Here is a 25,301-nt window from a genome sequence, read left to right as displayed (position 1 = left end):
TACTATAACATTCTTCACCCGGCTGTTAAAGCAGCCTGCCTATTGGAGTCAGGATGCGGCTCCCCTCCTCCCATGACTCTTGAAATGCTTCCCATCTAAAAAAACTCCTGATGTTCAATCAGGAGTGCATGCTAAAATTGAGGGCTTCATGCCTTCAGTTCTTCTGCTTCTTCGAGCTCAAACGCATTAAGCAGAGCCCGCGCTTCTTCGGTCGATTTTGTGCCCATCAGACTGTTTCTAAGCGCGCCTGCGCCTCTGAACCCTTTTACATAAATTTTGAAAAAGCGGTGCAGGGCAGTATATTTACGGGGCACTTCTTTACTGTATTGATCATACAGGTTGAGATGTGTCCGCAGTAGCTCAAGCAGTTCTTTACTGCTATGCATTTTCTGTTCCTTCTCAAATGCGAACGGATTTTTGAAGATTCCCCGTCCGATCATGACGCCATCCACTCCATATTTTTCGGCGAGCATCATGCCTGTTTCGCGGTCCGGAATATCGCCGTTGATGGTCAGTAGCGTATCCGGGGCGATTGCATCGCGCATTTCGCGGATTTCTGGAATCAGCTCCCAATGGGCATCATATTTGCTCATCTCTTTACGCGTACGCAAGTGGATGGAAAGGTTCGCGATGTCTTGTTCGAATAGATGTTTGAGCCATTCCTTCCACTCATCGGTCTCATCATACCCAAGGCGTGTCTTGACGCTGACCGGCAACCCACCGGCCTTCGCCGCCTGTATGAGCTCTGCTGCGATTTCCGGCCGCTTTATCAATCCGCTTCCTTTACCGTCTCCAGCCACGTTCGGAACAGGGCATCCCATATTCAAGTCGATGCCTCTGAAGCCCTCCTCCGCCATACCGATGCTCATCCGGCGGAAGTGTTCTGGGCGATCCCCCAGATGTGGGCGACAATGGGCTGTTCATCTTCAGTGAACATCAGTCGACCCCGGACACTGTCGATGCCTTCTGGATGACAGTAGCTGTCTGAATTTGTAAATTCCGTAAAATAGACATCCGGAGCAGCCGCTTCTGCAACGACATGCCGGAATACAACGTCCGTCACTTCTTCCATCGGTGCCAGCACGAAGAACGGACGCGGCAGTTCATGCCAAAAATTATCCTTTTTCATATGTTTCCTTCCTTCTTACAACAATCATCTTTTATCTGCCAATGTGGCTAGTCCACATACTTGCCATGCTTGGGCTTAGCCATCTCATCAAAGTTCTCGGCCAGTTCCTTCAGGCCATCAGCCAACAGTTCCCCGGAGAGGGGTTTCCCATGCCCGGTCACTGCTACGGATGGTTTCAGTGCTTCAAGAGTGACCACGGATTCTTTGGCGGATTGCCAATCTGTGGTCAGATATCTCGGTGGCCCGCTGATCACCAGTTCTTGCGTCAATACTTCATATAGATTTTCCTGTCTGACAGCGACAAATGCATCGCCTGCAATCAATGTCCTGTCACGCTCCCTGAATAGAGCGACATGACCCGGGGTGTGCCCTGGTGTATGGAGCCATTTGAATTCCGGCATATGCGGTACACTGCCGTCCTCGGGAAGCGGTTCTACATTATCTCCCAAATCAATCGGTTCTATCGGGAAAATCGGCGATGTCTTAGCGACCATTCCTCCCTCAACGGTAGCGTCCGGTTTCGGGTAGGGCGCCTTGCCGGTCAGAAACGGCATTTCCAGCTTGTGGGCGTAGACCGGCACATCCCAATACTTCACCAGCTCGATGATGGCCCCTACATGATCAAAGTGGCCGTGGGTCAAAATGATCGCCTGTGGCCGGCGCCCTTCCCCGAAACGATCTTCAACGGCTGAAATGATTTTTTCGTGCGAGTTTGGCATGCCTGCATCCACCAGCACAAAGTCACCTGTTTTCGGATTGCCGACAAGATGTATATTGACTATTTGTACCGTGTAGGTGTAAAGGTCCGGCAATACTTCAAAGCCTGTGCCACTTTTGATGGATGTAGCCGGCACCGTTTTATAATCTTCTCCGTAATTCATTTTATTGCCCATAGATGGCACCTCCTTGAAATCATATTACCTTTTACCCTTTGCTCAGAAATTCATGTCTCATAGGAGGTGGGGGGGCAAATCTATTTCAATTCCAGGCGCACTACCGCTTCCACATGATTCGTCTGAGGGAACATATCGACCGGTGTAACCCGCCCGGCTCTATAGCCATGCTCCGTCAAGTAGTTCAAATCTCGCTGGAGTGTGCTTGGATTGCATGATACATATACGATCTTTTCCGGCGCCACTTCTGCCAAGGCTTCCAAAAATTCTGGATGGCAGCCCTTTCTTGGTGGATCGACAAAGACGACGTCAGGTTCGACGCCTTGGTCGACAAGCTGCTTCATGACATCTTCTGATTTGCCCAAGTGGTATTCTGCATTATCCACACCATTCAATACTGCGTTTTCCCTTGCATCAAGCACAGCCGACTCCACACTTTCGATGCCGATTATCTTTTTGGCGCTGTCTGTTGCACACAAACCGATTGTTCCGATGCCGCAATATGTGTCGATAATCGTTTCGTCGCCTTTTAGGTCAGCCAGCTCGATTGCTTTTTGATAAAGCCTCTCCGTCTGTGCGTGGTTCACCTGATAGAAGGATTTCGCTTTGATGCGGAACTGTTTACCAAGCAGGGTGTCAGTGATATATGCATTGCCGTACAACGTGATGGTTTCCTCTCCAAAAATGACATTCGTCTTCTCATCATTGATGTTCTGGACGATGCTTGCCACCATCGGGAATTGTTTTGTGATTGCTTCAATGACCGGCTCGAAGAGGTTTTTCTTGCCGTTCGTGACGAAGGCTACCTGCACTTCGCTGTCGTCGTGGTTTGAGCGGATGATGACATGCCGGACCAGGCCTTGGTGCAATGCCTCATCATAGACTGATATCCTTGCTTTGTTGAATTCATCCCTGATGGATACCATCAGTTCATTATGGATGTCCTTTTGGATGAGGCAGTCATCTATATCAATGATGTCATGGCTCCGCGGACGGTAGAACCCCATTTCAACTTTGCCGTCATTGAACTGCACGGGTATCTGTGACTTGTTGCGGTAATTGAATGGGGTCTCGGCCCCTATGATGGATTCTATATCGAGGTTCAGTTTTCCCATGCGGTTGATTGTCTTGTCGACGGTACTTGTCTTGAAACGCTGCTGCTCGAGATAATCGAGTGTCTGTATCTGGCATCCGCCACATTGGAAGTAATAGGGACATGGCGGGGTGATACGGTTGTTTGACGCCTCTTTGACCTCAAGTGTCTTGCCGAAACCGAATTTACGGTTGGCCTTCACCACTTTAAAATCTATCTCCTCACCTTTCAGCACATCCGGGATGAAGATTGGATATCCTTCTACCTTCACCACACCCATGCCTTCGTGTGTATAGTCTTCGACCGTTCCGGTGAATCGTTCATTCTTTGTCACTTGTGCCATGCTTATCCTCCTTTAAGTCAATTTCATACCAACTGAACCCGTTGCCAAGTTCTTCGACATGCCTGACTGCTTGTTCATCTATATATGCTTTTGCACGTGTGGCGGTCTTGAACATATATGTGCCACCCGGGATGATGGTCATTGGTTTCTTATGATCAAAATATGGATTTGTCATCATATATTCGATGACGATATCCCGTACAGTCCTTTGTGATTCATGGAGTACTTCAGCATCTCTTAGGAAGGGGGTATAGGCTACCCTGTAGTTGTTTGCCGGAACAATGAAAGAATCCCCGGTTGGATGTCCTTGCCTTGGTATTTCATTTCAGTGACACGTTCGCTGTCACTGATTTTTTTCGCCGTTCCACTGTAGCGCGCCGGGCGCGAGATGTCGAATGTATACTCCAGATCGAAGAATGTATCGAAGTTATAGCTTGGAAAACCGTTTTTGGAACTATTGGCTTTCAGTAGATCTTCATTTTCATCTACCTGATTGAACTGGGAGGCGCTCCATTCCAGCCATTCTTTGAGAATTCCCCCATCTATCTTGATGATGACCATCGAGTTTGTGTGTTTATAAAGGTCAATCGCTGCACTGAGGGTAAGTTCCCCTTCCGCCAAGACTGTGAAGTCATGCGGTCCATCCCTGCCGGCTTTCGTGACAGCATTGAAGCCAAGCACCGGTAATCGTTCCAGGTCGCTGCGACTGATGAGCGTTTCGGCGTATGCCTTGCTGGCTTCCGCTACGGCTTGGACTGCTTTGGAAGGAATGATGCGGGAGAAATAGGTATGCCACGTTTCATCTATATGGCCAATCGGTTCAGAAAGATAATCCAGTACCTTCCTATGGGAAACTTCATATTTTGATAACGTCTCCCTAGTTGGAGTGAGGCTTTCGGATTCAATCAGATGTGCCCTCGAATTCTTGACTTCCCACGCCCCATCATCATCTACCCCCAGGTCGAACTCAATGCATCCCAGGTGGCTCGCTGAAACACCCGGCTGCACCATCGGTTTCCCGTTGACGGCACCACGCTTGAAATCAATCGCATCAATCCGCGCTTCGAAGTTTCGGTCTGGAAAGAATTCGTGGGTGTGCCCGAAGATGATGCCGTCCACATCTTTCACCATAGTCATGAGGAATGTCTGGTTCTCACCATAGAGCCTGATATGGTCAGGATCCTTGCTCATGCCGGAGTGGGACATCAGAATGACGATATCGGCGCCCGCCTCCTTCATCTCTCTGGCAGTATGCTTTACCGTCCGGTTCATATCCTCGACTTCCACCTTACCTTCAAGGTGGAATGCATCCCATTTCATGATCTGAGTGGGCACCACATTCAAAAAGCCGATCCTGAGCAATCCTTCTGGCGTCTGTTTGTCTACGATGACATATCTTTTTATAATATCACCGAGTGCGTGCTGATGGAAGTCGACATTTGCATTGACGATCTCAGCTTCGACCTGGCGATATGCTTTAAGAAGGTAATCGAGGCCGAAATTGAATTCATGGTTGCCAAGGCCAATTACATCATATATGTCATTCATCACTTCAATCGCGAGGAGCGGGTCATCACTATGCCGGTAGTCATAATCATTCCATACATCTCCTTGGAGGAAGTCCCCATTATCGACAGTCATTACGATATCATCCGGATGCTTCAAACGGTGCGCATCCATGAAAGATTTCAGATGCAGCAGACTCTTTGACTTATATGTGTCATTAAAGTAATCGTGCGGATATATCGCGCCATGCACATCACTCGTTGCAAAAATTGTTAGTTTCATCGGACACCTCTTTAAATCTTATTGCTGTCATTATATCAAATCATCTGCGCTTAGGCTTGGGGGGCGCAAAATTGGGTATACATAATTAAGTAAACGATAAAGTAAATGATCAGGAGGAATGCATGCATGTATAAAGATTTGGCAGGAAAGACTGCAGTTGTGACAGGCGGTTCGAGCGGCATCGGCAAATCGATCGTAAAAAGGTACCACGAAGAAGGAATGAATGTCATGTTCAGCTACCATAGTGGCAGCGAAGCATCCCAAAAGTTGGTGGAATCACTGAACGGCAATGACGGAGCACGCGTTGCAACAATGCAATGCGATGTCACAGAAGAACAGGATATCATCGATCTGATCGATGAAAGCATCAAAAAATTCGGCGGCATTGATGTACTTGTCAATAACGCCGGCATCCAAAAGATGTTAAAAGCCATGAATTGTCGGTCGATGAATTCGATAAGGTCATCAACACCAATCTGCGCGGCACATTCATCGGTTCGCGTGAGGTATTGAAACATTTCCTCGACACAGGAAAAAAAGGGACGATCATCAATATATCAAGCGTACACGAAATTATTCCGTGGCCCCATTTTGCGCATTATACAGCGAGTAAAGGTGGTGTCAAGTTGCTTACGCAGTCGTTGGCGCTTGAATATTCACGGCTCGGCATCAGAATCAATAATATCGCCCCGGGCAGCATCAACACACCTATAAATGAAGAGTTCTTCTCGACGCCTGAAGAAAAGGAGGGTGCCGATGACTTTGTGCCGATGGGCTATGTCGGTGAACCTGAACACATTTCCAACATCGCCGCCTTCATGGCGTCCGAGCAATCTGTATATATCACCGGCCAGACGATAGTGGCAGATGGCGGCCTAAGCCTCTATCCTTCCCACAGGGATCCCGAATACGATGAGTAAGGCAAATAAAGAAAGCTGAGTGCCAAGCACTCAGCTTTCTTCTTCTCTTCCTTCCGTTTTTCCTCTTCTGCCTGTTCTTGCATTTCTTCTGCCTGTTCTTGCATTTCTTCTTCCAACTGCTGCATCTCTTCCTGGTATTCATTTTCGACTATGGATGTCGAAGGGATGAATGGTTCTTTATTGTGATCCGTCCGTTTACCGAACCTGAGCATCTCATATATCAGCATACCGTTGTTTGGCATGCCGTTGATTGTCTTCATGGGCACTGTATCGAACAGGATGAAATAGAATATATAGAAGATGAACCGGTTCCAGAAGTTGCCTGTTCTGCCAAATAGCCATTTGCAAGTAATGCGTTGATCGTCAGCCCGATTACGACATTGACAAGAATTGGACTGGCGTAAACCATTACATAGGCTATACGGCTCTCATTCTTCAATTCGTCGTAGGAGAACCAGCTGTAGAGATGATAGTGTTTCCGTACGTCCAGTATTCCAACCTTAAAGAGCCGGGGGCCGGACCCCAAGGTCAATCTGCTGTTTTTTGCCCCAAACATAAAACCGGCAAGAACGTATCCCGTCTCCCTTAGGGCCACCACTACCGGAAGTATGATGAAACCCGATATTATGAGGGCTATAAGATCTGTTAAGCCGAACATAGGGCAAGCCCCCTTTTTTGATGGATGCACATATCGATTATGCACTTAAGCTATCCATTACCTTTTACTAGCCTTTAAAACCATAGAGCAGAGACTTATTCGGTTTCTGCAATATTCTCCAGATAAAATGCTTCAGACACCCTGATCTCAAGATGCTGCTTCAGATTGGTGAAATGCGCAGGCAGGATCCCTCCGAATTCACCGTCCAAGTTGAGCTGCACTTCCTCAAATGAGGAAATGTCGATTTCTTCAGCTTTGAACAGGTGGACTTTAGGATGTTTGAGGTGTTCCCCCTTGTTGCAAGTGTCATGATATGTCCGATCTCAGTCAAACTTGCTTCTTCGACTATAATGAGGGTGAATTTCCCATCATTCAATTTTGCATCAGCCACAAGTTTATCGAAACCACCGATCGAATTCGTCAATCCTAAAAGAAACAGCATGACCTTGCCTTCGAATACATTATCGTCGTATTCGATCCTGACGTTACTGCTTCTGATCTGGGCAGCATCTCAATCCCTTTTACATAGTAGGCAAGCGGCCCGATGATGGCCTTCAATTTACTCGGCGCCTCGTAGGACACTTCAGTGATTTTGCCGCCGCCTGCAATATTGATGAAGTATTTGCTGTTCATCAGTCCTATATCAATGCGTGCCCCCTGCCCATGGATGATGGTATCGACAGCTTCCATCAGATCTGCGGGGATATGGAGCGCGTTGGCAAAGTCATTGACTGTACCCATGGGAATGATGCCAAGTGCCGGACGCTGATCGAATTCGGCCATCCCGTTCACCACTTCATTGACAGTCCCATCGCCTCCCGCTGCAATAATGAGATCAAAATTCATTTCACATGCTTTCCGCGCTGCGAGAGTCGCATCTCCAGCCTGTGTTGTGGCATGCGTACTTGTTATGTAGCCGTTGACTTCGAACCGTTCCAAGACTTCAGACAATGATTTTTTGAATATTTCCCTGCCTGAGGTCGGGTTATATATGATTCTGGCTGTTTTCATTTTCTCCTCCCATTGCTACTTTTAGTGTAGCCATAAAATAGATAGACGCTGAGTATGAAAACGATGACCTGCAGCACCCGTGTGAGCCCAATATTACCGGTCGTGGATACAAGGATCATCAGTAGGATCAGGATGCAGTTGCCGATGAATAGCGTTTTATACATTATCCAATTCCTCTTGCCCATTCAGTATGTCATTAAATAGCAACGCTTTCTCCCGTTCATATTCTGTGTCAGTGATTTCGTGGTTGTTCAATGCTTTCTTTAATTGCTTGAATCGTCTTCTATGCATCTTGTCCTCTCCGATCATCTTTTTGCAACGAAGGATCGCATCTTTCTTCTCGGATGCGTGATGCATTAGGATAAACTTCACCTTACGATCACCATTGTCATGTTCAAGTACGACTTCTTCAGAAAAAATCTCAGGAAGGTTGCGTACGGGCGTGAAGCCTTCTTCAGCAATCGCCTCAGCCAACGCGTACCCTTTCCCATTTTTCAGCAGAACGAGCACATCAATGTCGCCAGTCATGTCCATAAACACGTCGCTCGTCGAACCGATGTGATGGATCTCTTTGACACTCGACCTCAAATAGTTGAGTATCCGGAGCGAAGCCTCCACATAATGCTCTGTTATTTTAATATAATCATTGTTTTTCTCCATTTATGATCATTCCTAAATATGTCATTCATAATATCATTCATCACTCATCAATCTAATGACTAAATTTTTAATATATATAACAGAATACCATATATGAGTCCTACAATGCATAGACGAATCAAAGGCATCCATTTTGTAGGGTGCCACAGTCAAAAAAACGCCCGAGTGGATCGGCCACTCGAGCGCTGTCGACTTTTATCTCTTATTGATTTCTTCAAGAAGTATATCATTGACCTTTTGCGGATTCGCCTGTCCTTTTGACTGCTTCATGATCTGTCCGATGAGGAAACCGGTTGCCCGATCCTTGCCGTTCTTATAATCTTCTATCGATTGTGGATTCTGATCGAGTACAGCGGTTACCATATCACCAAGTATTTCAGGGTCTGAAATCTGTTCCATGCCAAGGTCTTTAACGACTTTTCTGGCATCTCCACCCTTTTCGACAAGCACATTGAATACTTTTTTAGCCTGTTTACTTGAAATGGTGCCTTCTTCAATCAATTTGATCATACCTGATAGGTTCTCAGGAGTCAGTTTGGTTTCGGACAATTCCATCTGCTGTTTGTTGAGGTATTCGTTGACGCCTCCCATCAGCCAATTGGATGCCTGTTTGACATCCGACCCATGGGTTTCCACCATTGCATTAAAGAAATCCGATGTTTCTTTTTTCAGGGTGAGTACATGCGCATCGTATGCCGGCAGGCCATATTCTTCAACGTACTTCTCTTTAAGCGCGTCCGGCAGAAGTGGAATCTGCGCCTTGATTTCATCCTTCCACTCCTGGTCGATGCGAATCTGCACCAGATCGGGTTCAGGGAAGTATCTATAATCATCTGATCCCTCTTTTACGCGCATAAGTAGGGTCTCTCCTGTCTTCTCATCAAAACGGCGCGTCTCCTGAGCGATTTCTCCGCCTTTCATCAAAACCTTTTCTTGACGTTTCTCTTCAAATTCCAGCCCTTTTCTGACAAAGCTGAAAGAGTTCAAGTTCTTGAGCTCTGTCTTGGTACCGAACGCTTCCTGTCCGTATGGGCGAAGCGAGAGGTTGGCATCACATCTGAGCGATCCTTCCTCCATTTTGCAGTCGGAAACCCCTGTATATTGGATGATGGCCTTCAGTTTTTCAAGGTAGGCATAAGCTTCCTCTGGGGTCCTGATGTCCGGTTCGGAAACGATTTCAACGAGCGGTGTTCCTTGACGGTTGAGGTCTACCAGGGAATGATCGTCCTTATGGGTCGACTTGCCGGCATCTTCCTCCAGGTGGAGACGCGTGATGCCGATACGCCGGGTTTCCCCGCCGACTTCTATGTCTATCCACCCATTTTCACCAATTGGCTTGTCGAACTGGGAAATCTGATAAGCCTTCGGGTTATCCGGATAAAAATAGTTCTTCCGGTCGAATTTTGTGACATCCGCAATATCCATGTTGAGTGCCATCGCTGCTTTCATGCCGAAATCAACAGCCTGCTTGTTCGGCACAGGCAGCGTGCCCGGGTAGGCCAGGTCGATGACGCTCAAGTTGGTGTTGGGTTCAGCGCCGAAATGCGCTGGTGCATCTGAGAACATCTTCGTATTCGTTTTGAGCTCTACGTGGACTTCAAGTCCGATGACTGTTTCAAAATGCATTATTGCACCTCCATCTGCAGCTGTTTCAATTCTTCATGGAGATTGTACTGCGTCTCGAATTTATATGCTGCATTATATATTTTCTTTTCATCAAAATGATCCCCGATGAGCTGGAGGCCGATAGGACGGCCGGAGCTGGCGAGACCAGACGGAATCGACAGGGCAGGCATTCCTGTAAGATTGGCGGGAACAGTCAAGATGTCATCTTTATACATCTTCAGCTGATTATCCGCCTTCTCCCCGAGGTCATACGCTGCAGTCGGTGTTGTAGGTCCAATGATCAGATCATATTCTTTGAATATGCCCTTCATTTCATCTTCTATGATGCTCCTTAGTTTCTGGGCACGGATATAATGCTGATCATAATGCCCGGAGCTCAATACGAATGTACCGAGCAGGATACGTCTTTTGACTTCATCTCCGAAGCCTTCTGCACGGGTTTTCTTATAGTGCTCTTCCAACGTTTCGGCACCTTCAGCCTTGTAGCCATATCGGATACCATCAAAACGCGCCAAGTTTGAACTCGCTTCACTTGAAGCAATAAGATAGTATGCACTGACTACATATTTCGTATGCGGAATGGACACTTCTTCAACAGTCGCGCCCATGGATTTGAACGTTTCCACCGCTTTCTTCACAGAATCTGAAACCTCGGAATCGACACTCTCCATGAATTCCTTCGGCACTGCAATCTTCATGCCGCTGATATCCTTGTCTATACCTTCCAGGAAATCATTATCCATACTCGGCGCACTCGTCGCATCTTTTGTATGGGAACCTGAAATGTGCCCAGTATCTTTGCATTGTCGCGCACATTTCTTGTGATGGGTCCAATCTGATCGAGTGAAGAGGCGAACGCTACCAAGCCGTAACGGGACACCCGTCCGTAAGTTGGCTTCATGCCGACGACACCACAGAATGCGGCTGGCTGCCTGACGGAACCACCCGTATCAGACCCTAGGGAGAACGGTACGAAACCTGCTGCCACAGCAGCGGCCGAACCGCCTGATGAGCCACCAGGCACTGCCTTTTGGTCCCATGGATTGCGTGTAATTTTGAAGTAGGAATTCTCAGTGGACCCCCCATCGCGAACTCATCCATATTCTGTTTTCCCATGAGTACCGCATTATCTTCATTCAACTTTTCCATGACTGTCGCATCATAGACCGGGTTGAAGTCTTCAAGCATACGGCTTGCACATGTGGTCAATATATCTTTTGTACAGATATTGTCTTTAATGCCCATCGGCACCCCGAAAAGTGCCCCTGTCATCTTATCTTCCTGCTGCAGCTGATCCAGTTTTTCAGCTTGCTGCATTGCCGCTTCTTTGTTTACAAATAAAAAAGAGCCGATTGTGTCATCGGAAGCTTCGATTCTGTCGAACAATGCCTTCACAACTTCAGAAGGTTTGATTTCCTTGGCTTGGATTTTTTCATACAGTTCTTCAACCGTCAATTCATGTATATTCACTTTAGCCCTCCTTACAACATTTTTGGCACTTTAAATTGGCCATCTTCAACTGATTTTGCGTTGCGCATCGCTTCTTCCTGGGACAAAGGCTCTCCTGCAACGTCTTCGCGCAATATATTCGTCAAGTCCAAAGCGTGGAACATCGGTTCCGCCGAACTCAGATCCACTTCATCAAGGAGATGGGCGTAGTCGACGATTTTACTCAATTCCTCCGTGAGGGCTTCTGCAGCTTTTTCATCCTGCATTTCGATACGTGCGAGATTCGCAACGTGTTTTACTGTATCCACATTTATTTCGGACATTATGTTCCCTCCATTTCTTTATAAACAACATTTAAATTTTAACAAAAATCATTGTAGAAATCCATTCAATCAACATTTATGGTGATTTGACCCTAAAAGTGTAAAATAGTTTTCTTTATTTTCTAAATTTTCCTTTTAATGAATCTTCTTTGTAGTATAATAAAACTGTGTAATTTTATACTTGCTACAGGCCTATAGCGTCAAGGTTTTTGCTTTGTTTTGGATTGGAAATCCATGAAAACGGTTTGCAATGGCGTTTTAGGTTTTGTATCGTATCAAAGGGGAGGAGATAAAATATGATACTGAATTCAGCACAATTCACGTTTACAGCTGGATTGCAGGAGTACATAATGATGGGTCTCTACTTCTTGATCCTCATCATTATCGGATTCTATGCATACAAGCAATCGACATCCGATCTTAGCGGTTACATGCTTGGTGGCCGTAATATCGGCCCTTGGGTAACTGCATTGTCGGCAGGGGCATCCGATATGAGCGGATGGATGCTGATGGGGCTGCCTGGCAGCATGTACAGCGTCGGGCTTTCCAGTCTTTGGATCGCCATCGGTCTGACCATAGGGGCCTATATCAACTATTGGGTGGTCGCACCACGGCTCCGCGTCTATTCTGAGGTATCCAATGATTCCATTACACTTCCGGACTTTTTTGAAAACCGTTTTAAGGACGACCAACACATACTGAAAATCGTTTCAGGCGTCGTCATTGTAATATTCTTTGCAGTCTATACAGCAAGTGGAATGGTATCCGGAGGTAAACTCTTCGAGAGCGCCTTCAACGTTCCTTACCACTGGGGGCTGTTCGTTACAGCCGGCGTTGTCGTCATCTACACATTCTTCGGTGGCTACCTGGCAGTCAGTCTGACCGACTTCTTCCAGGGGACGATCATGTTTATCGCAATATTCCTGATTCCGATCGTCGCTTGGCTGAATTTGACGGGTCAGGGCGTCGAACCATTTGTCAAAATCGAGGAGCTTGGCAACGCAGCTGACATCAACTACTTGTCATTTGTCGGTGGCGTCTCACTCATAACCATTCTGAGTAACCTCGCTTGGGGCTTTGGATACTTCGGCCAACCGCACATCATTGTGCGCTTCATGTCCATCAAGTCACACAAGATAGTGCCTAGGGCACGTCGCATCGGCATCATCTGGATGGGCATCTCGCTACTTGGGCAACTATAACAGGTCTGCTCGGTATTGCGTTCACCGACGCTACAGCAAACTCTGTATCCGATCCCGAGACCATTCTGATACTGATGAGCCAAGTGCTGTTCCACCCTCTTATCGGTGGTTTCTTCCTGGCAGCCATATTGGCGGCGATCATGAGCACCATTTCGTCGCAACTGCTGGTCACTTCGAGCTCGCTTGTCCAAGACTTCTATAAGATAATGAGAAGAAAGACGCTATCGAACGAATCTAAGACGAAAGAAGAGCTGGATCAGCACTTCGTCCTACTGGGACGTCTATCTGTCATCCTCGTTGCAGTCGTAGCGATCATCATCGCATGGGATGACGAATCCGTAATCCTCAACATCGTAGCTAACGCATGGGCCGGATTCGGTGCTGCATTTGGACCACTAGTCGTCCTATCCCTCCATTGGAAAGGTCTCACGCGTTCCGGCGCTGTATCTTCCATCATTGCAGGGGCTGCGACCGTCATCATCTGGATTGCAGCAGACACCTTCGGTACAGGCCTTTATGAAATCATACCTGGCGTCATCGTATCTACACTTGCCGCCGTCATAGTAAGTAAAATGACTAGAGGCACTGGTATAACGAAGGAAATGGAAGCCGAATTCGACGAAACAACCGATATCCTGAAAAACAACAGATAAACAGGATATATCATTAAAGATCCTCAGTCCTTTCTGGACTGAGGATCTTTTTATTCATATATATGGACTTCTACGGTGTTTTCTGCATTTTTTGTAATCAGTGCATATGCCTTACTCTTGTCTTTAATCGAAATCTCCACTTCTATATCCCTGAAATGCTCTTCTACGAGTGCACTTACATATTGGGTCAGTCCGATCACTTCTCCCCGGCTGCTGTAGTCGAGTGGAATTTCAATGGAAATATGTTCAACCTTCCCATCTTTGAAATACCCTTCGCCGATAGAAGTTGTGAAACTGTCAAAATAAGACTCGAGTTTGCGGTTGAAGTTTTTATAGTCACTGTTGACCTCTTCGCTGATGGCACTGGCTTCACCGGAAGGCAACAGCATATATTTTTCATCGACTTCCTTGAAGTCCCCTATTTATCTTCCCCTGGTGCCGCCGTGCCTGTGGATACGAAGTTTCCAGGGGTGATTGAATCTTCCTTTGATTGTATGAAGATCGCAAAGACAATTTCCAGCTCCTTGTAGTCCTCATTCGCCCGGATTCTCTCAAGGATTTCTGCAGCCATCTTTTCGCCCTGCTGCTGGACGGTCGCCTTATCCAACTCTTCAGTGAACACCTGCCCATGTGTTTCTTTCTGGTAATGGTATTCGCTGTTCATTGCAAGCCCGATGGTCATGCCGTTTAGAGCCAGTTCATCGCCTTCCCCACTCATATAATTCTGTTCCAATATGTGTGACAGGTAGATTGGTGCTTTTTGTGCAATGGTTTCCGGGTCTGTCTCGCCTTCTGCAGAGGGATTCAACCCTAGGTTGCTGAATGCATTATTCTGGATTTTTCCTCTTCGCTCATCGCCGCTATCTCGTCTTGCGTATAGCGCCGGCCGAGATAACCCTTCACCATTTCTTCTGTAAATATCTGGCCTTCCCGGAATGCATATTCTTCCGTCGGGAAAACATCCTTGCTCAGCTCGAACAATCCTTTTTCAAATGTTTCGACGTCATAGGAAGATGGCATATTGGAACTCGTCAGTCCTCTTGTCGGGGATATCTCATAGGGAATTACAGTCCGGTAATGGGCCGTGTCCGAAGCCCCTTCAGTCACGGTTTCTTCCTGTTTTTCGACAGGCGCGGTATTGACTTCTTCTGATTTACGTTCCTTTTCATTCTCTGAAACCTCTTCTTCGCTCCCACATGCCGTGAGTATAAGCGACAAGGCCAAAATGGCAAAAAGATTCTTCTTCATCATGACTGCCGCCCCGTTTTCTCTAAAAATTCCGTTTCGTCCCAGACGCTTACACCAAGCGATTGTGCTGTTTCAAGTTTGCTCCCGCTTCTTCTCCGGCGACAACCACATCCGTTTTTTGGGAGACGCTGCCTGTCACCTTGCCTCCAGCATCCTCAATGAGTGCTTTGGCTTCATTTCGGGTCAACTGCTCGAGTTTACCGGTCAGGACGAAGGTCATGCCTTCAAATGCATTGCTCGCTGCTTCCTGCACTTCTTCCGTCATATTCACGGAGTAGTGCTTCAGTTTATCGACCAGTGCCTGAAAATCCGGATGATGGGTATAGGTCACTATCGAATCTGCAATCTTTTCACCGATTTCTGGAACCTCGACAAGGCGCTCTTTCGGCTGCGCCATGATTTCATCCATCGTACCGAATTCCTGTGCGATGAGCTCTGAAGCCTTTGCCCCAACAAACCGTATGCCAAGCCCGACGAGTAGCTTTCTGAGCGGATTGGATTTGGATGCTTCAATCGCATCCAGCAAATTCGTAGTCTTTTTCTCCCCATGCGCTCTAGAGGAAGCAGGTCTTCACGGGTGAGGGCATAGATATCTCCAACATCATTGATCAAACCGGCATCAAACAGCTGTTTGACGACCTTCTCTCCAAGTCCGTCGATATTCATGGCAGTACGGGAGACAAAATGGATCATTCCTTCAACAAGCTGTGCCGGACACCCAGGGTTGATGCAGCGGATCGCCACCTCATCTTCCAGCTTGACTGTTTCATGGCCACACCCCGGACATTCTGTCGGTGCTTTATAGACTTCCTGGTCTGTACGTTCCTCCAGTATCGGCCGCACGACTTCCGGGATGATGTCCCCTGCCTTTCTTATGATCACTTTATCGTTGATCCGGATGTCCTTCTCTTCGATGAGTTCATGGTTATGGAGTGAGGCACGGGCGACGGTCGTCCCCGCCACTTTCACCGGCTTCAAGATCGCAGTCGGTGTGATCGCACCGGTACGGCCGACGGTCAGCTCGATGTCGAGTAGATCTGTCACGACCTCTTCAGCAGGAAATTTATAGGCGATTGCCCAGCGCGGTGATTTCGCGGTGAACCCAAGCTGTTCCTGTGCATTTAGTGCGTTGACCTTAATCACTATGCCGTCTATATCATAGTCAAGATCATTGCGCCGGTTCGACCAGTACGCCACATAATCGAGGACCCCTTCGATATCATCGACAAGGCGACGTTCGCGGTTTGTTTTGAACCCTTCCTCATCGAGCCGCTTCAGCGCCTCATCCTGGGTCTTTGCCGAAAGCCCACTCAAATCATTTACACTATAGAGGAAAATCGACAAATTCCGTTTGCCTGCAAGTTTCGGGTCGAGCTGCCGCAATGAACCGGCCGCCGCATTCCTTGGATTCTGGAAAAGGGCTTCTCCTTTCGCTTCACGTGCTTCATTCAATTTTTCAAAAGCTGGCTTGGGCATATAGGCTTCGCCGCGCACTTCAAAGGATAACGGTGACGTCAGTTCCAGGGGGATCGCACGAATCGTTTTGAGGTTGGCCGTGATATCCTCACCGACCGTCCCGTCTCCGCGCGTTGCGCCCTGGACGAACCTGCCATTTTCATACTTCAGGGATACGGCCAGGCCGTCGATCTTCAGTTCGCACATATATTCGACTCCCCCTACAGCCTCCTTGACCCTTTTATCGAAAGCGCGCAGGCTATCTTCATCGAAAGCATTGCCCAAGCTTAGCATTGGCGTATCATGCTGGACTTTCCTGAAACGGTCGAGTACGGCGCCGCCGACCCTTACCGTCGGTGAGGTATCCGTTTTGAATTCAGGATGCGCCGTCTCAAGTTCAATGAGCTCATGCAGCAGTTTGTCATATTCACTGTCCGGAACAGAAGGGGCATCCAGAACGTGGTATTCATAGTTATAGCGGTTGAGCTTATCCTGCAGTGCTTTAATTTTTTCTTCCATGAATCAACCTACTCCTTCTTCTCTATCGGTGCAAAGTTGGCGAGCAGACGTTTGACTCCCGCTTTCGTAAACACGATGTCAAGCTCCTGGCTATCCCCTTCACCTTTGATGCCGGAGATGATGCCGTCACCGAATTTTTTATGTTCCACTTTATCCCCAATCGAAAAAGTGACGCCGCTGTTGTTTGTGAGCACGCGGCTCCTTTTAGGCTTCCCGCTTCTTTTCTTCATGCCACCAGAAGCAGAACCCCCAACAGCTTCATTTCCCTCCACAAGCGTCTCCGGTATTTCAGAGAGGAAACGGCTCTGGATATTCGACTCCGTCTTGCCGAAGATCATCCGGCTGTTGGCGCGTGAGAGGAACAGCCGGTCTTCGGCCCGGGTCAATGCCACATACATAAGCCTCCGCTCCTCTTCGAGTTCCCTATCATCATAGGCCACCCGCCTTGATGGGAATATGCCTTCTTCCAGCCCGACTACGAAGACGACTTTGAATTCCAGACCTTTTGAGGCGTGCATCGTCATAAGCGTCACACCCGAGTCATCCTCCACGCTGTCCTGATCCGATACAAGCGCCATATCACTCAGGAAAGTAAAGAGCAATTCGTCGGATATTTCATTGTCCCGATCGAACTCCATGGTGACCGTCTTGAACTCTTCAAGATTCTCAAGCCGGCTTGTCGCCTCAATTGACTTCTCCCCTTCGAGCATCTTCCTGTAGCCACTATGCTTTAAGACTTCGTCCACAAGCTCCGTAATCGTCAGGAACCGTGATTTGTGCTTCAGGCTTTCCAGCAGATCGACAAGACCCATGAGTTTGACGACCGCTGTCTTCGGTATGCCGATGAAATCGGATTCCTTGATCGCTTCAAATATACTGATGCCCGTGTTCTGGCCATGGGCCTTCAACTTATCGATCGTCTTCGGACCAAGACCACGCTTTGGCGTATTGACGATACGCTCGAAGCTGATATCATCATTCGGATTCAATATTACCTTCAGATAACTCATAAGATCTTTGATTTCCTTACGATCGTAGAACTTCATCCCGCCCACCATCTTGTAGGGGATGTTCGATTTGACCAAGGCATCCTCTATGGCGCGTGATTGTGCGTTGGTCCGGTACAGCACGGCCATATCGCTGTAGGAATGCTCCCCGGAGAGTGATTGGATGTTGCCGATGATCGTTTCCGCCTCACCACGCTCCGAATCCGACACCATGAGCTGCAGTTTCGGCCCGCCGTCCCTGGCGGTACGCAGTGCCTTTGGTTTTCGTTCTGTATTGTTTTCTATGACCGCGTTCGCGGCATCCAGTATGTTCTTGCTTGAGCGGTAGTTCTGCTCGAGCGTTATGACGGTCGCTTCCGGGTAATCATCCTCAAAGTTGAGGATGTTTGAAATATCTGCCCCGCGGAATTTATAGATCGACTGATCGGAATCGCCGACGACGCATATATTGCGGTATTTTTCCGCCAGTTGGCTGATGAGCCGGTATTGTGCGTGGTTTGTATCCTGATACTCATCCACGTGTATATATTGGAAACGATTCTGGTAATGTTCAAGCACTTTCGGTTCCTTATCGAATAGTTCTATCGTCAGCATTATCAGGTCATCAAAATCAAGTGCACTGTTGCGGTAGAGGATGCGCTGATAGTCGCTGTACATTTCACTGTAGAGGGTATCCGGATAGGATGCCGCTTCACTGATTGCCTGGTCCGGTTTGATGAGTTGGTTCTTCTTGTCTGATATGTAGCCGATGATGTTTCTCGGGTTGTGCTGCTTGACATCCAGATTGCGCCGCTTCAGGATATCTTTAATCACCGATTTCTGATCTGTCGGATCCAGGATCGAGAAGCTGTTTTCATATCCGATGTAGTTGATGTTGCTCCTTAGTATGCGGACACACATGGAGTGGAAGGTTGATATCCACATGCTCGCCGCCCCACCGCCGACAAGGGCTGCCACCCGCTCCTTCATTTCGCGCGCTGCCTTATTCGTAAAAGTGATCGCAAGGATGTTGCGTGACGGCACTTCCTTCTCGCCGAGCAGATAGGCGATGCGGTGCGTCAGGACGCGCGTCTTGCCGCTTCCTGCCCCGGCCATGATCAGAAGCGGGCCCTCTGTAGTCTTTATTGCTTTTTTCTGTTCCTTGTTCATCAAGCTGAGATCCATATCCAAAACTCCAATTTATTTTATGATTGTCTTTAATGCTTTCTTCACACTATCGTATATGACGTTGCCGACGACGATTGTATCGGCATGCTCCGCCATTTCCTCTGCCTGTCCCCTAGTCGATATCCCGCCGCCATATATTATGTGGGAACGGGTTGTATGTTCACGCACGCGCTTCATCAGTTCAGGGTCTCCGTACATGCCGCTGTACTCGATATATATGTAGGGTACTTGATATAGTTTATCCAGCATGTTGATGTAATGGGGCAACATCTCATCCGTAATTTCCCTGCCCTGTGCTTTCTTGAACGCTTTGCTGTCGGGGTTCATGATGAGGTACGGCAGCAGGGAGACTTCATCATAATCGAGCAGATGCCCATAGTCCGCCAATGCATCCAGCATGATGCCATGCTGCCACTTGATGTCCCAAGTATTGAATACCGCTGGAATGAAATAGTGGTCAAATCCCGGTATGACTGCCTCAGGTGAGGTGACTTCAAGCGCCAGTGGCACTGCAAACCGCCTGACACGTGCCATAAGATTGAGTACGTTGTCTTCAGTGATGTTATCTGTCCCGCCGATGATTATCGCGTCTGTATTGGATTCACAGATGCGGGCCAGTGCCTCATCCCCGATTTCTTCAGCCGGATCCAGTTTAAATACATGCCTGCACTCTTCCATCATATACAAAACCCCCATCAAAATTCATATACATATTATAGCATTTTTACGGGCCTCCTGGCCTGCTATATGGACGATTTCAGAAGCTGCGAATAAAAAGGCCTGGGCCTAAGGGCCCAGGTCATTCTAGTCGATGCCAAGATATTCTTCAAGGGACAGCCCGCTTTCGTATATCGCTTCCGCTTCATCTCCGACATAGCGCAGATGCCATGGTTCGTACATATACCCTGTAATATCTTCCTTCCCTTCAGGGTAGCGGACGATGAAGCCGTACTCGTGGGCTACATCTTTCATCCATTTATATTCGGGCGTTTCCCCAAATTCCGTCTTCAGGTTCGCAGTGCTCTCCGCCGAACCCACATCTATCGTCAGGCCGGTCTGATGTTCCGAGTGCCCCGGCCGGGCACTGTAGCGGTCGGCCGCTTCCTTGCCTTCCCTTGCCACATATCTATTGTATAGGCCGACTTGATAATCGTAGGATCTGAATCCGCTGACCATGATGAAATCAAGCCCTTCCTCAGCCCCGTCGCGGAACATCTGCTTATAGGATTCGATCACTTCCGGCTGCAGTCCAGGATTGTAGTCTTCAGGCAGGGCATATTCTTTGTTGGCAATAAGTATGCCGTCCACATAGGTCAGGCCGTCCACCACTGCTATATCCGGCACTGCTTGAAGCTTACCGATTTCAGCCGGATCGTAGGCGCGCTCGAAAGTCTCGTGCGGTCGAGTCTCAGCCTCTTCCAATCCTCTGCCGCAGGCGGCTGCCTGTAGAACCAGCAGAAACAGCACCATAAACTTCAATAATCTACCCATCGAAAAGCTCCCTTGTTCCCTTTTGGTTTCAGATTATCATATTTCAGGCATCCAATGCACGCTTATTCCAAACCTGCCCTCTTGAAGATGATGTCAACGCGTTTTAAGTGATGTGTTTCATCGAAGCAGTCCTCGATTTCTTCTGGTGACAACAATTCCTGGATGCGTTCGTCCTTTTCGACAAGTTCACGGAACGGCACTTTCGTCTCCCATGATTCCATTGCTTTCGGCTGCACCAGATCATACGCTTCTTCACGTACAAGCCCTTTATCGATCAGCGTAAGCATGACGCGCTGGGAGTAGACCAGGCCGAAGGTCTTGTCGATGTTCGCTTTCATGTTATCTTCAAACACAGTCAGGTTGCGGACGATGTTCGTGAAACGCCCGAGCATGTAGTCGAGTGCGATGGTGACGTCCGGCATCATGATGCGCTCAGCAGATGAATGGGAGATGTCACGTTCATGCCAGAGCGGTACGTTTTCATAGGCGGTGGTGATGTAGCCGCGGAGCACCCTGGACAATCCAGTCACGTTCTCGCTGCCGATCGGATTACGCTTATGCGGCATGGCGCTTGACCCCTTTTGGCCTTTGGCGAATGCTTCTTCGACTTCGCGTGTTTCCGTCTTCTGCAAGCCGCGGATCTCTACCGCAAACTTCTCGATGGACGTCGCAATCAATCCAAGCGTCGCAATATAGTAGGCATGACGATCGCGCTGCAGCGTCTGGGTAGAGACTTCAGCTGTCCCGAGCCCGAGGTGTTCACATACATAGCTCTCTACTTCAGGCGGTATGTTGGCGAACGTGCCCACCGCCCCGCTCATCTTGCCGACTTCCACTTCTTTGCGGACATTTTTGAAGCGCTCGAGATTACGCTTCATTTCCATATACCATAGGGCCATTTTGATGCCGAATGTCGTCGGTTCTGCATGGACCCATGTGTACGTCCCATCATCAAGGTCGTCTTATGCGCTTTTGCCTTTTCCCCAAGCACTTCGATGAAAGCTTCAAGATCTTTTTCTATAATCTCGTTCGCCTGCTTGATGAGGTAACTCTGTGCCGTGTCGACCACATCCGTCGAAGTCAGGCCATAGTGTACCCACTTGCGTTCTTCTCCAAGCGTTTCCGATACTTGACGTGTAAATGCGACGACATCATGGCGTGTTTCCATCTCTATTTCTTTGATGCGCTCCACATCGATCTTTGCATTCTTTCTGATTTCCTGTACTTCCGACTTTGGTATGTAACCGAGCTCCGCCCATGCCTCTGAAGCCAGTATCTCAACTTCAAGCCATGCCTCAAAACGGTTTTCTTCTGTCCAGATATTTGACATCTCTTCTCGCGAATAACGGGAGATCATATATAAACACTCCTTAGATTTATTTCTATCTCATTATAACAAAACATCTCATAAAACGAACGTTTTATATATATAATTTAAAAACGTTCGAAAAAATAGACGGGTAAATCATTTTACCCGTCTATTCTTCAATCCTTTTACCTTCAAATACAATCTCCTGATGGTCGACCACACGTCGGCCTCCCCGCTCGATGAAGACTGGCTGTTCCATGCGGCGGACAGGAGTATAGCCCGCCTCCCGCATGCGCGCCAGGCAATCAGCCGGTGATTCATCGCGCTCTACTCTAAATTTCTTCTTTTTTGGCATCCCTGTCATCTTCCAGTTCCTTTTCTTCGTAGATTTCTTCCAACACTTCTTCTACATTTTCAGGTTCGTAGTTCTTCAGACGTTTACGTCTGACCCCTTTGGTCCAGAAACCACCATTGATGTTCTTCGGTTCATAGGCGATGATGAACGCCTTTTCATCGAGTTCCTTTATGGTCGCAATCAGTTTCCGTTCGTATTTGCGCGGTGTCAATATCTGCATCGTCGTACGTTGGCCGTCGCGGCCGTATTGATAGCCGTGGGTCACCCCGTAACCCAGGTCCCGTATGTTGGTCGGCAGATCCTTGTCTTTTTCAGCTGTAATGACATTTACGACCAAATAGCCAAGTGCCAGTTTTTCCTCTATCTTGAGTCCGACAAGGATCCCTGCCCCGAAACCGAGGGCATAGGCGATGACATTCTGGAATTGGTCAAGATTCTCAAGTACGAGGCCGAGACCGATGACATAGACCAATGTCTCCATGATGCTGAAGCTTGCTGCGGTATAGCGGTAGCCTTTCAAGGTCGCAATCGTCCGCATCGTCAGGAAGCTGACATAGATGATGTTGATGACGAATATGACCAGCACCATCAGCCAGGGGTTTTCAGATATCGTTGCAATCATTCCATTCTACCTTTCTGATCTGAGTTTTTTAATTGGTGTCCGCCTGGTCATAGGCAGGTCGGCTATATCTATGATACGGGAGATCGCGTTTATGTTGCGTCCGTTTATACCACCCGGTGATGGTCCTGTAGTCCTCTGGGGAGACCTCGCGTCCTTCGAGGAAATCATCAATCGCATCATAGGTGACGCCGAGCGCCTCTTCATCCCCGATCATCGGCTGGTCATCCTCCAAGTCTGCTGTCGGCACTTTATTGACAAGGTGGTCCGGGGCACCCAGGTATTTCATGATCTGCTTGCCCTGGCGTTTGTTCAGGCCATAGAGTGGCATCAGATCCGCTGCCCCGTCACCATACTTTGTATAGAAGCCGGTTATGGCTTCAGCCGCATGGTCGGCGCCAAGTACCACACCGCCTGTTTTAGCGGCGACAGCGTACTGGACCTTCATGCGTTCCCTCGCCTTTTCGTTGCCTTCGACGAAATCACTCAACTCGTAACCTGCCTCATACAGGGCGGCGATGCTCGCATCAACGGCAGGTTTTATATCGATTGTCGCCCTGTAGGTTGGCTGGATGAAATTTAGTGCATCGATGGCATCCTGTTCATCGTTCTGCTTTCCATAGGGCAGGCGCAATGCGTGGAAGGCATACTTCCCTTCACGTTCCGTATTCAGCTCATCTGTGGCCATCTGAGCCAACCTGCCGAGCAAGGTGGAGTCCTGGCCGCCTGAGATGCCGAGCACGAACGACTTGATGAACGGGTGCTTCAGCGCATACTCCTTAATGAAATCAATGATCTCACGCGCTTCACTTTCAGGTTCTATTTGGGGTTTGGCATGAAGTTTCTCCATTATTTCCTGCTGCAACACTTGCATCACTTCCTTATTCCAATTTTTTATTGCTTGCTTCTTCTATAAGATCCTGTTTTATCTGCCACAATTCCTTCGACAAGTCGACCGGATACTCCTCCGGATTCAAGAAGCGTTGATATTCCTCCCACAACACTTCGAGGCTTGCGGCGTGCCGGGCTTTGATCTCATCGATCGTTTCCTGCTCGTACACGCATTCCCCGTCGACAAATATATCCCTCATCAGTTCCACCGCCTCATATGACCGGATCAGCTTGCGCTTCATCGTATGGATCGGGTGGAACATCAGCAGCGGATCTTCTTTCATCTCTTCCCCGAAATGGGTGATGTATTCACCTTCTGACATGCCGGTATTGCGGTTGATGATCCTGTAGACGTTCTTCTTGCCGGGCGTCGTCACTTTTTCGGGGTTCCCTGAAATTTTTATCCTGTTTTCGAGTTCGCCTGCCTCATTTTCAACCGCCACAAGCTTATAGACTGCTCCGAGTGCCGGCTGGTCGAAGGCTGTTATCAGTTTGGTGCCTATGCCCCAACCATCTACTTTTGCGCCTTGGGATAACAGTGACAGGATCGTCATTTCATCCAGGTCGTTCGAAACGATGATCTTGGCTTCCGTCAAACCTGCTTCATCCAGCATCTTACGGGCTTCTTTTGATAAATAGGCGATATCCCCGGAATCCAGTCGGATGCCGATGAAATTGATCTTATCGCCGTACTCCTTCGCCACACGGATGGCATTTGGCACGCCGGACTTCAACGTATCAAACGTGTCCACGAGGAAGACGCAGTTTTTATGGGTTTCTGCATATGCCTTGAACGCTTCATAATCGTCGCCATAGGCCTGTATCATGGAATGCGCATGCGTGCCGCTCGCCTCCAGTCCAAACAGCTTCGCTGCGCGGACATTACTCGTGGCATCAAAGCCGCCTATGACGGCCGCCCGCGCCCCCCATAGGGCCGCATCGAACTCATGGGCTCGGCGTGTACCGAATTCCATCAGCGTGTCATTCGGCACGACTTGGCGCATGCGGCTCGCCTTTGTGGCGATGAGCGTCTGGAAATTGACGATATTGAGCAATGCGGTTTCGACAAGCTGAGCCTCTATGATGGGCGCTTCAACCTGCACGAGCGGCATGTTGCTGAAGACGACCTCCCCTCCTCGACAGCACGCACCTTGCCGGTGAACCTCAGATCTTTGAGGTAGTCGAGGAAAGTCTCCTCATAGCCGATGGTGCGCAGATAATCGATGTCACTTTCTGTAAATTTCAGGTTGCTCAGGAAATTGATGATGCGCTGCAGTCCGGCAAAGACCGCATAGCCATTGTCAAATGGCATATTCCGGAAATACAGGTCGAACACCGCTGTACGGTCCTCAAGCCCTTGCTCCAAATAGGTCTTGCCCATGTTGATTTGATATAGATCGGTGTGCAGCATGAAACTGTCATCTTCGTGTTGATACATTTTGTCTCGTCCCCCCATGAAGTGCTGAAAATCAGTTATACTCATTTTAGCACA

Annotated in this window: 19 protein-coding genes and 8 pseudogenes; 2 read left to right on the top strand and 25 right to left on the bottom strand. The window is 48.4% G+C overall.

Going from position 1 to position 25,301, the window contains the following annotated elements:
• Positions 1 to 146: 146 nt before the first annotated feature.
• From ACYF68_RS05460 to ACYF68_RS05440, 5 genes and pseudogenes are all read right to left on the bottom strand, one after another.
• Positions 147 to 1,129: pseudogene (locus tag ACYF68_RS05460) on the bottom strand (tRNA dihydrouridine synthase).
• Positions 1,130 to 1,176: 47 nt separating this feature from the next.
• Complete coding sequence (locus ACYF68_RS05455; RefSeq protein WP_344700648.1) at positions 1,177 to 2,022, bottom strand: MBL fold metallo-hydrolase; 846 nt, start codon at positions 2,020 to 2,022, stop codon at positions 1,177 to 1,179.
• Between the two features lie 80 nt (positions 2,023 to 2,102).
• Positions 2,103 to 3,458: a 23S rRNA (uracil(1939)-C(5))-methyltransferase RlmD gene (rlmD, locus tag ACYF68_RS05450; protein WP_461045658.1), complete on the bottom strand. Its 1,356-nt coding sequence runs from the start codon at positions 3,456 to 3,458 to the stop codon at positions 2,103 to 2,105.
• The gene (locus ACYF68_RS05445; RefSeq protein ID WP_461045656.1) at positions 3,436 to 3,636 is read right to left on the bottom strand and encodes a hypothetical protein; all 201 of its coding nucleotides are present in this window, start codon (positions 3,634 to 3,636) and stop codon (positions 3,436 to 3,438) included. The genes rlmD and ACYF68_RS05445 overlap by 23 nt, the downstream gene beginning before the upstream one ends.
• Positions 3,637 to 3,713: 77 nt before the next feature.
• On the bottom strand, positions 3,714 to 5,246 hold the full coding sequence (locus ACYF68_RS05440; RefSeq protein WP_461045654.1) for a metallophosphoesterase: 1,533 nt from the start codon (positions 5,244 to 5,246) through the stop codon (positions 3,714 to 3,716).
• A 126-nt stretch (positions 5,247 to 5,372) separates the two neighbouring features.
• On the opposite strand from ACYF68_RS05440, the pseudogene ACYF68_RS05435 reads away from it, so the two are divergent.
• A pseudogene (locus tag ACYF68_RS05435) lies at positions 5,373 to 6,166 on the top strand (glucose 1-dehydrogenase).
• On the opposite strand, the gene ACYF68_RS05430 reads toward ACYF68_RS05435, so the two are convergent.
• From ACYF68_RS05430 to gatC, 8 genes and pseudogenes are all read right to left on the bottom strand, one after another.
• The gene (locus ACYF68_RS05430) at positions 6,130 to 6,426 is read right to left on the bottom strand and encodes a hypothetical protein (protein WP_461045653.1); all 297 of its coding nucleotides are present in this window, start codon (positions 6,424 to 6,426) and stop codon (positions 6,130 to 6,132) included. The pseudogene ACYF68_RS05435 and the gene ACYF68_RS05430 overlap by 37 nt on opposite strands.
• Complete coding sequence (locus ACYF68_RS05425) at positions 6,423 to 6,824, bottom strand: hypothetical protein (protein WP_461045652.1); 402 nt, start codon at positions 6,822 to 6,824, stop codon at positions 6,423 to 6,425. The genes ACYF68_RS05430 and ACYF68_RS05425 overlap by 4 nt, the downstream gene beginning before the upstream one ends.
• A gap of 95 nt (positions 6,825 to 6,919) precedes the next feature.
• Positions 6,920 to 7,835: pseudogene (locus ACYF68_RS05420) on the bottom strand (diacylglycerol kinase).
• On the bottom strand, positions 7,832 to 7,999 hold the full coding sequence (locus ACYF68_RS05415; protein ID WP_461045650.1) for a hypothetical protein: 168 nt from the start codon (positions 7,997 to 7,999) through the stop codon (positions 7,832 to 7,834). The pseudogene ACYF68_RS05420 and the gene ACYF68_RS05415 overlap by 4 nt, the downstream one beginning before the upstream one ends.
• On the bottom strand, positions 7,992 to 8,495 hold the full coding sequence (locus tag ACYF68_RS05410; RefSeq protein ID WP_461045648.1) for a GrpB family protein: 504 nt from the start codon (positions 8,493 to 8,495) through the stop codon (positions 7,992 to 7,994). The genes ACYF68_RS05415 and ACYF68_RS05410 overlap by 8 nt, the downstream gene beginning before the upstream one ends.
• A 195-nt stretch (positions 8,496 to 8,690) precedes the next feature.
• Positions 8,691 to 10,121, bottom strand: coding sequence for an Asp-tRNA(Asn)/Glu-tRNA(Gln) amidotransferase subunit GatB (gene gatB, locus ACYF68_RS05405; protein ID WP_461045645.1), 1,431 nt, complete (start codon positions 10,119 to 10,121; stop codon positions 8,691 to 8,693).
• A pseudogene (gene gatA / locus ACYF68_RS05400) lies at positions 10,121 to 11,591 on the bottom strand (Asp-tRNA(Asn)/Glu-tRNA(Gln) amidotransferase subunit GatA). Before gatA ends, gatB begins: the two are co-directional and overlap by 1 nt.
• A gap of 11 nt (positions 11,592 to 11,602) precedes the next feature.
• Positions 11,603 to 11,893: an Asp-tRNA(Asn)/Glu-tRNA(Gln) amidotransferase subunit GatC gene (gene gatC, locus ACYF68_RS05395; protein ID WP_344700638.1), complete on the bottom strand. Its 291-nt coding sequence runs from the start codon at positions 11,891 to 11,893 to the stop codon at positions 11,603 to 11,605.
• 296 nt (positions 11,894 to 12,189) lie between these two features.
• Between gatC and putP the strand changes: the two are divergent.
• Positions 12,190 to 13,748, top strand: a pseudogene (putP, locus tag ACYF68_RS05390) (sodium/proline symporter PutP).
• Positions 13,749 to 13,798: 50 nt separating this feature from the next.
• Here putP and ACYF68_RS05385 read toward each other — a convergent pair.
• The 12 genes and pseudogenes from ACYF68_RS05385 to ACYF68_RS05330 all read right to left on the bottom strand — a co-directional run bounded on the left by ACYF68_RS05385 (position 13,799) and on the right by ACYF68_RS05330 (position 25,247).
• Positions 13,799 to 14,137 carry a CamS family sex pheromone protein gene (locus tag ACYF68_RS05385; RefSeq protein WP_461045643.1) on the bottom strand — a complete coding sequence of 113 codons (339 nt, stop codon included), beginning with the start codon at positions 14,135 to 14,137 and terminating at the stop codon, positions 13,799 to 13,801.
• Positions 14,138 to 14,166: 29 nt separating this feature from the next.
• Positions 14,167 to 14,556, bottom strand: coding sequence for a CamS family sex pheromone protein (locus ACYF68_RS05380; protein ID WP_461045641.1), 390 nt, complete (start codon positions 14,554 to 14,556; stop codon positions 14,167 to 14,169).
• A 2-nt stretch (positions 14,557 to 14,558) separates the two neighbouring features.
• On the bottom strand, positions 14,559 to 14,999 hold the full coding sequence (locus tag ACYF68_RS05375; protein ID WP_461045640.1) for a CamS family sex pheromone protein: 441 nt from the start codon (positions 14,997 to 14,999) through the stop codon (positions 14,559 to 14,561).
• Positions 14,996 to 16,970, bottom strand: a pseudogene (gene ligA / locus ACYF68_RS05370) (NAD-dependent DNA ligase LigA). Before ligA ends, ACYF68_RS05375 begins: the two are co-directional and overlap by 4 nt.
• A gap of 8 nt (positions 16,971 to 16,978) precedes the next feature.
• Complete coding sequence (pcrA, locus tag ACYF68_RS05365; protein WP_461045639.1) at positions 16,979 to 19,147, bottom strand: DNA helicase PcrA; 2,169 nt, start codon at positions 19,145 to 19,147, stop codon at positions 16,979 to 16,981.
• Between the two features lie 9 nt (positions 19,148 to 19,156).
• Positions 19,157 to 19,831, bottom strand: coding sequence for a heptaprenylglyceryl phosphate synthase (pcrB, locus tag ACYF68_RS05360; protein ID WP_344700633.1), 675 nt, complete (start codon positions 19,829 to 19,831; stop codon positions 19,157 to 19,159).
• Between the two features lie 117 nt (positions 19,832 to 19,948).
• The gene (locus tag ACYF68_RS05355) at positions 19,949 to 20,635 is read right to left on the bottom strand and encodes a M15 family metallopeptidase (RefSeq protein WP_380570515.1); all 687 of its coding nucleotides are present in this window, start codon (positions 20,633 to 20,635) and stop codon (positions 19,949 to 19,951) included.
• A gap of 62 nt (positions 20,636 to 20,697) precedes the next feature.
• Positions 20,698 to 21,992: pseudogene (purB, locus tag ACYF68_RS05350) on the bottom strand (adenylosuccinate lyase).
• Positions 21,993 to 22,113: 121 nt separating this feature from the next.
• Entirely contained in the window at positions 22,114 to 22,299 is a 186-nt protein-coding gene (locus tag ACYF68_RS05345) for an NETI motif-containing protein (RefSeq protein ID WP_380570517.1), read from the bottom strand.
• Positions 22,277 to 22,921 (bottom strand): DUF2179 domain-containing protein, encoded by a 645-nt coding sequence (locus ACYF68_RS05340; protein ID WP_380570518.1) that lies wholly within the window; start codon positions 22,919 to 22,921, stop codon positions 22,277 to 22,279. The genes ACYF68_RS05345 and ACYF68_RS05340 overlap by 23 nt, the downstream gene beginning before the upstream one ends.
• Positions 22,922 to 22,949: 28 nt before the next feature.
• Positions 22,950 to 23,792: an ammonia-dependent NAD(+) synthetase gene (nadE, locus tag ACYF68_RS05335; protein WP_461047505.1), complete on the bottom strand. Its 843-nt coding sequence runs from the start codon at positions 23,790 to 23,792 to the stop codon at positions 22,950 to 22,952.
• A 7-nt stretch (positions 23,793 to 23,799) separates the two neighbouring features.
• Positions 23,800 to 25,247: pseudogene (locus ACYF68_RS05330) on the bottom strand (nicotinate phosphoribosyltransferase).
• Positions 25,248 to 25,301: the final 54 nt, after the last annotated feature.

It is taken from the genome of Salinicoccus sp. CNSTN-B1 (assembly GCF_054792835.1).
Note: the sequence above shows the minus strand (reverse complement) of the source record. Positions and strands in the feature narration are given on the sequence as shown.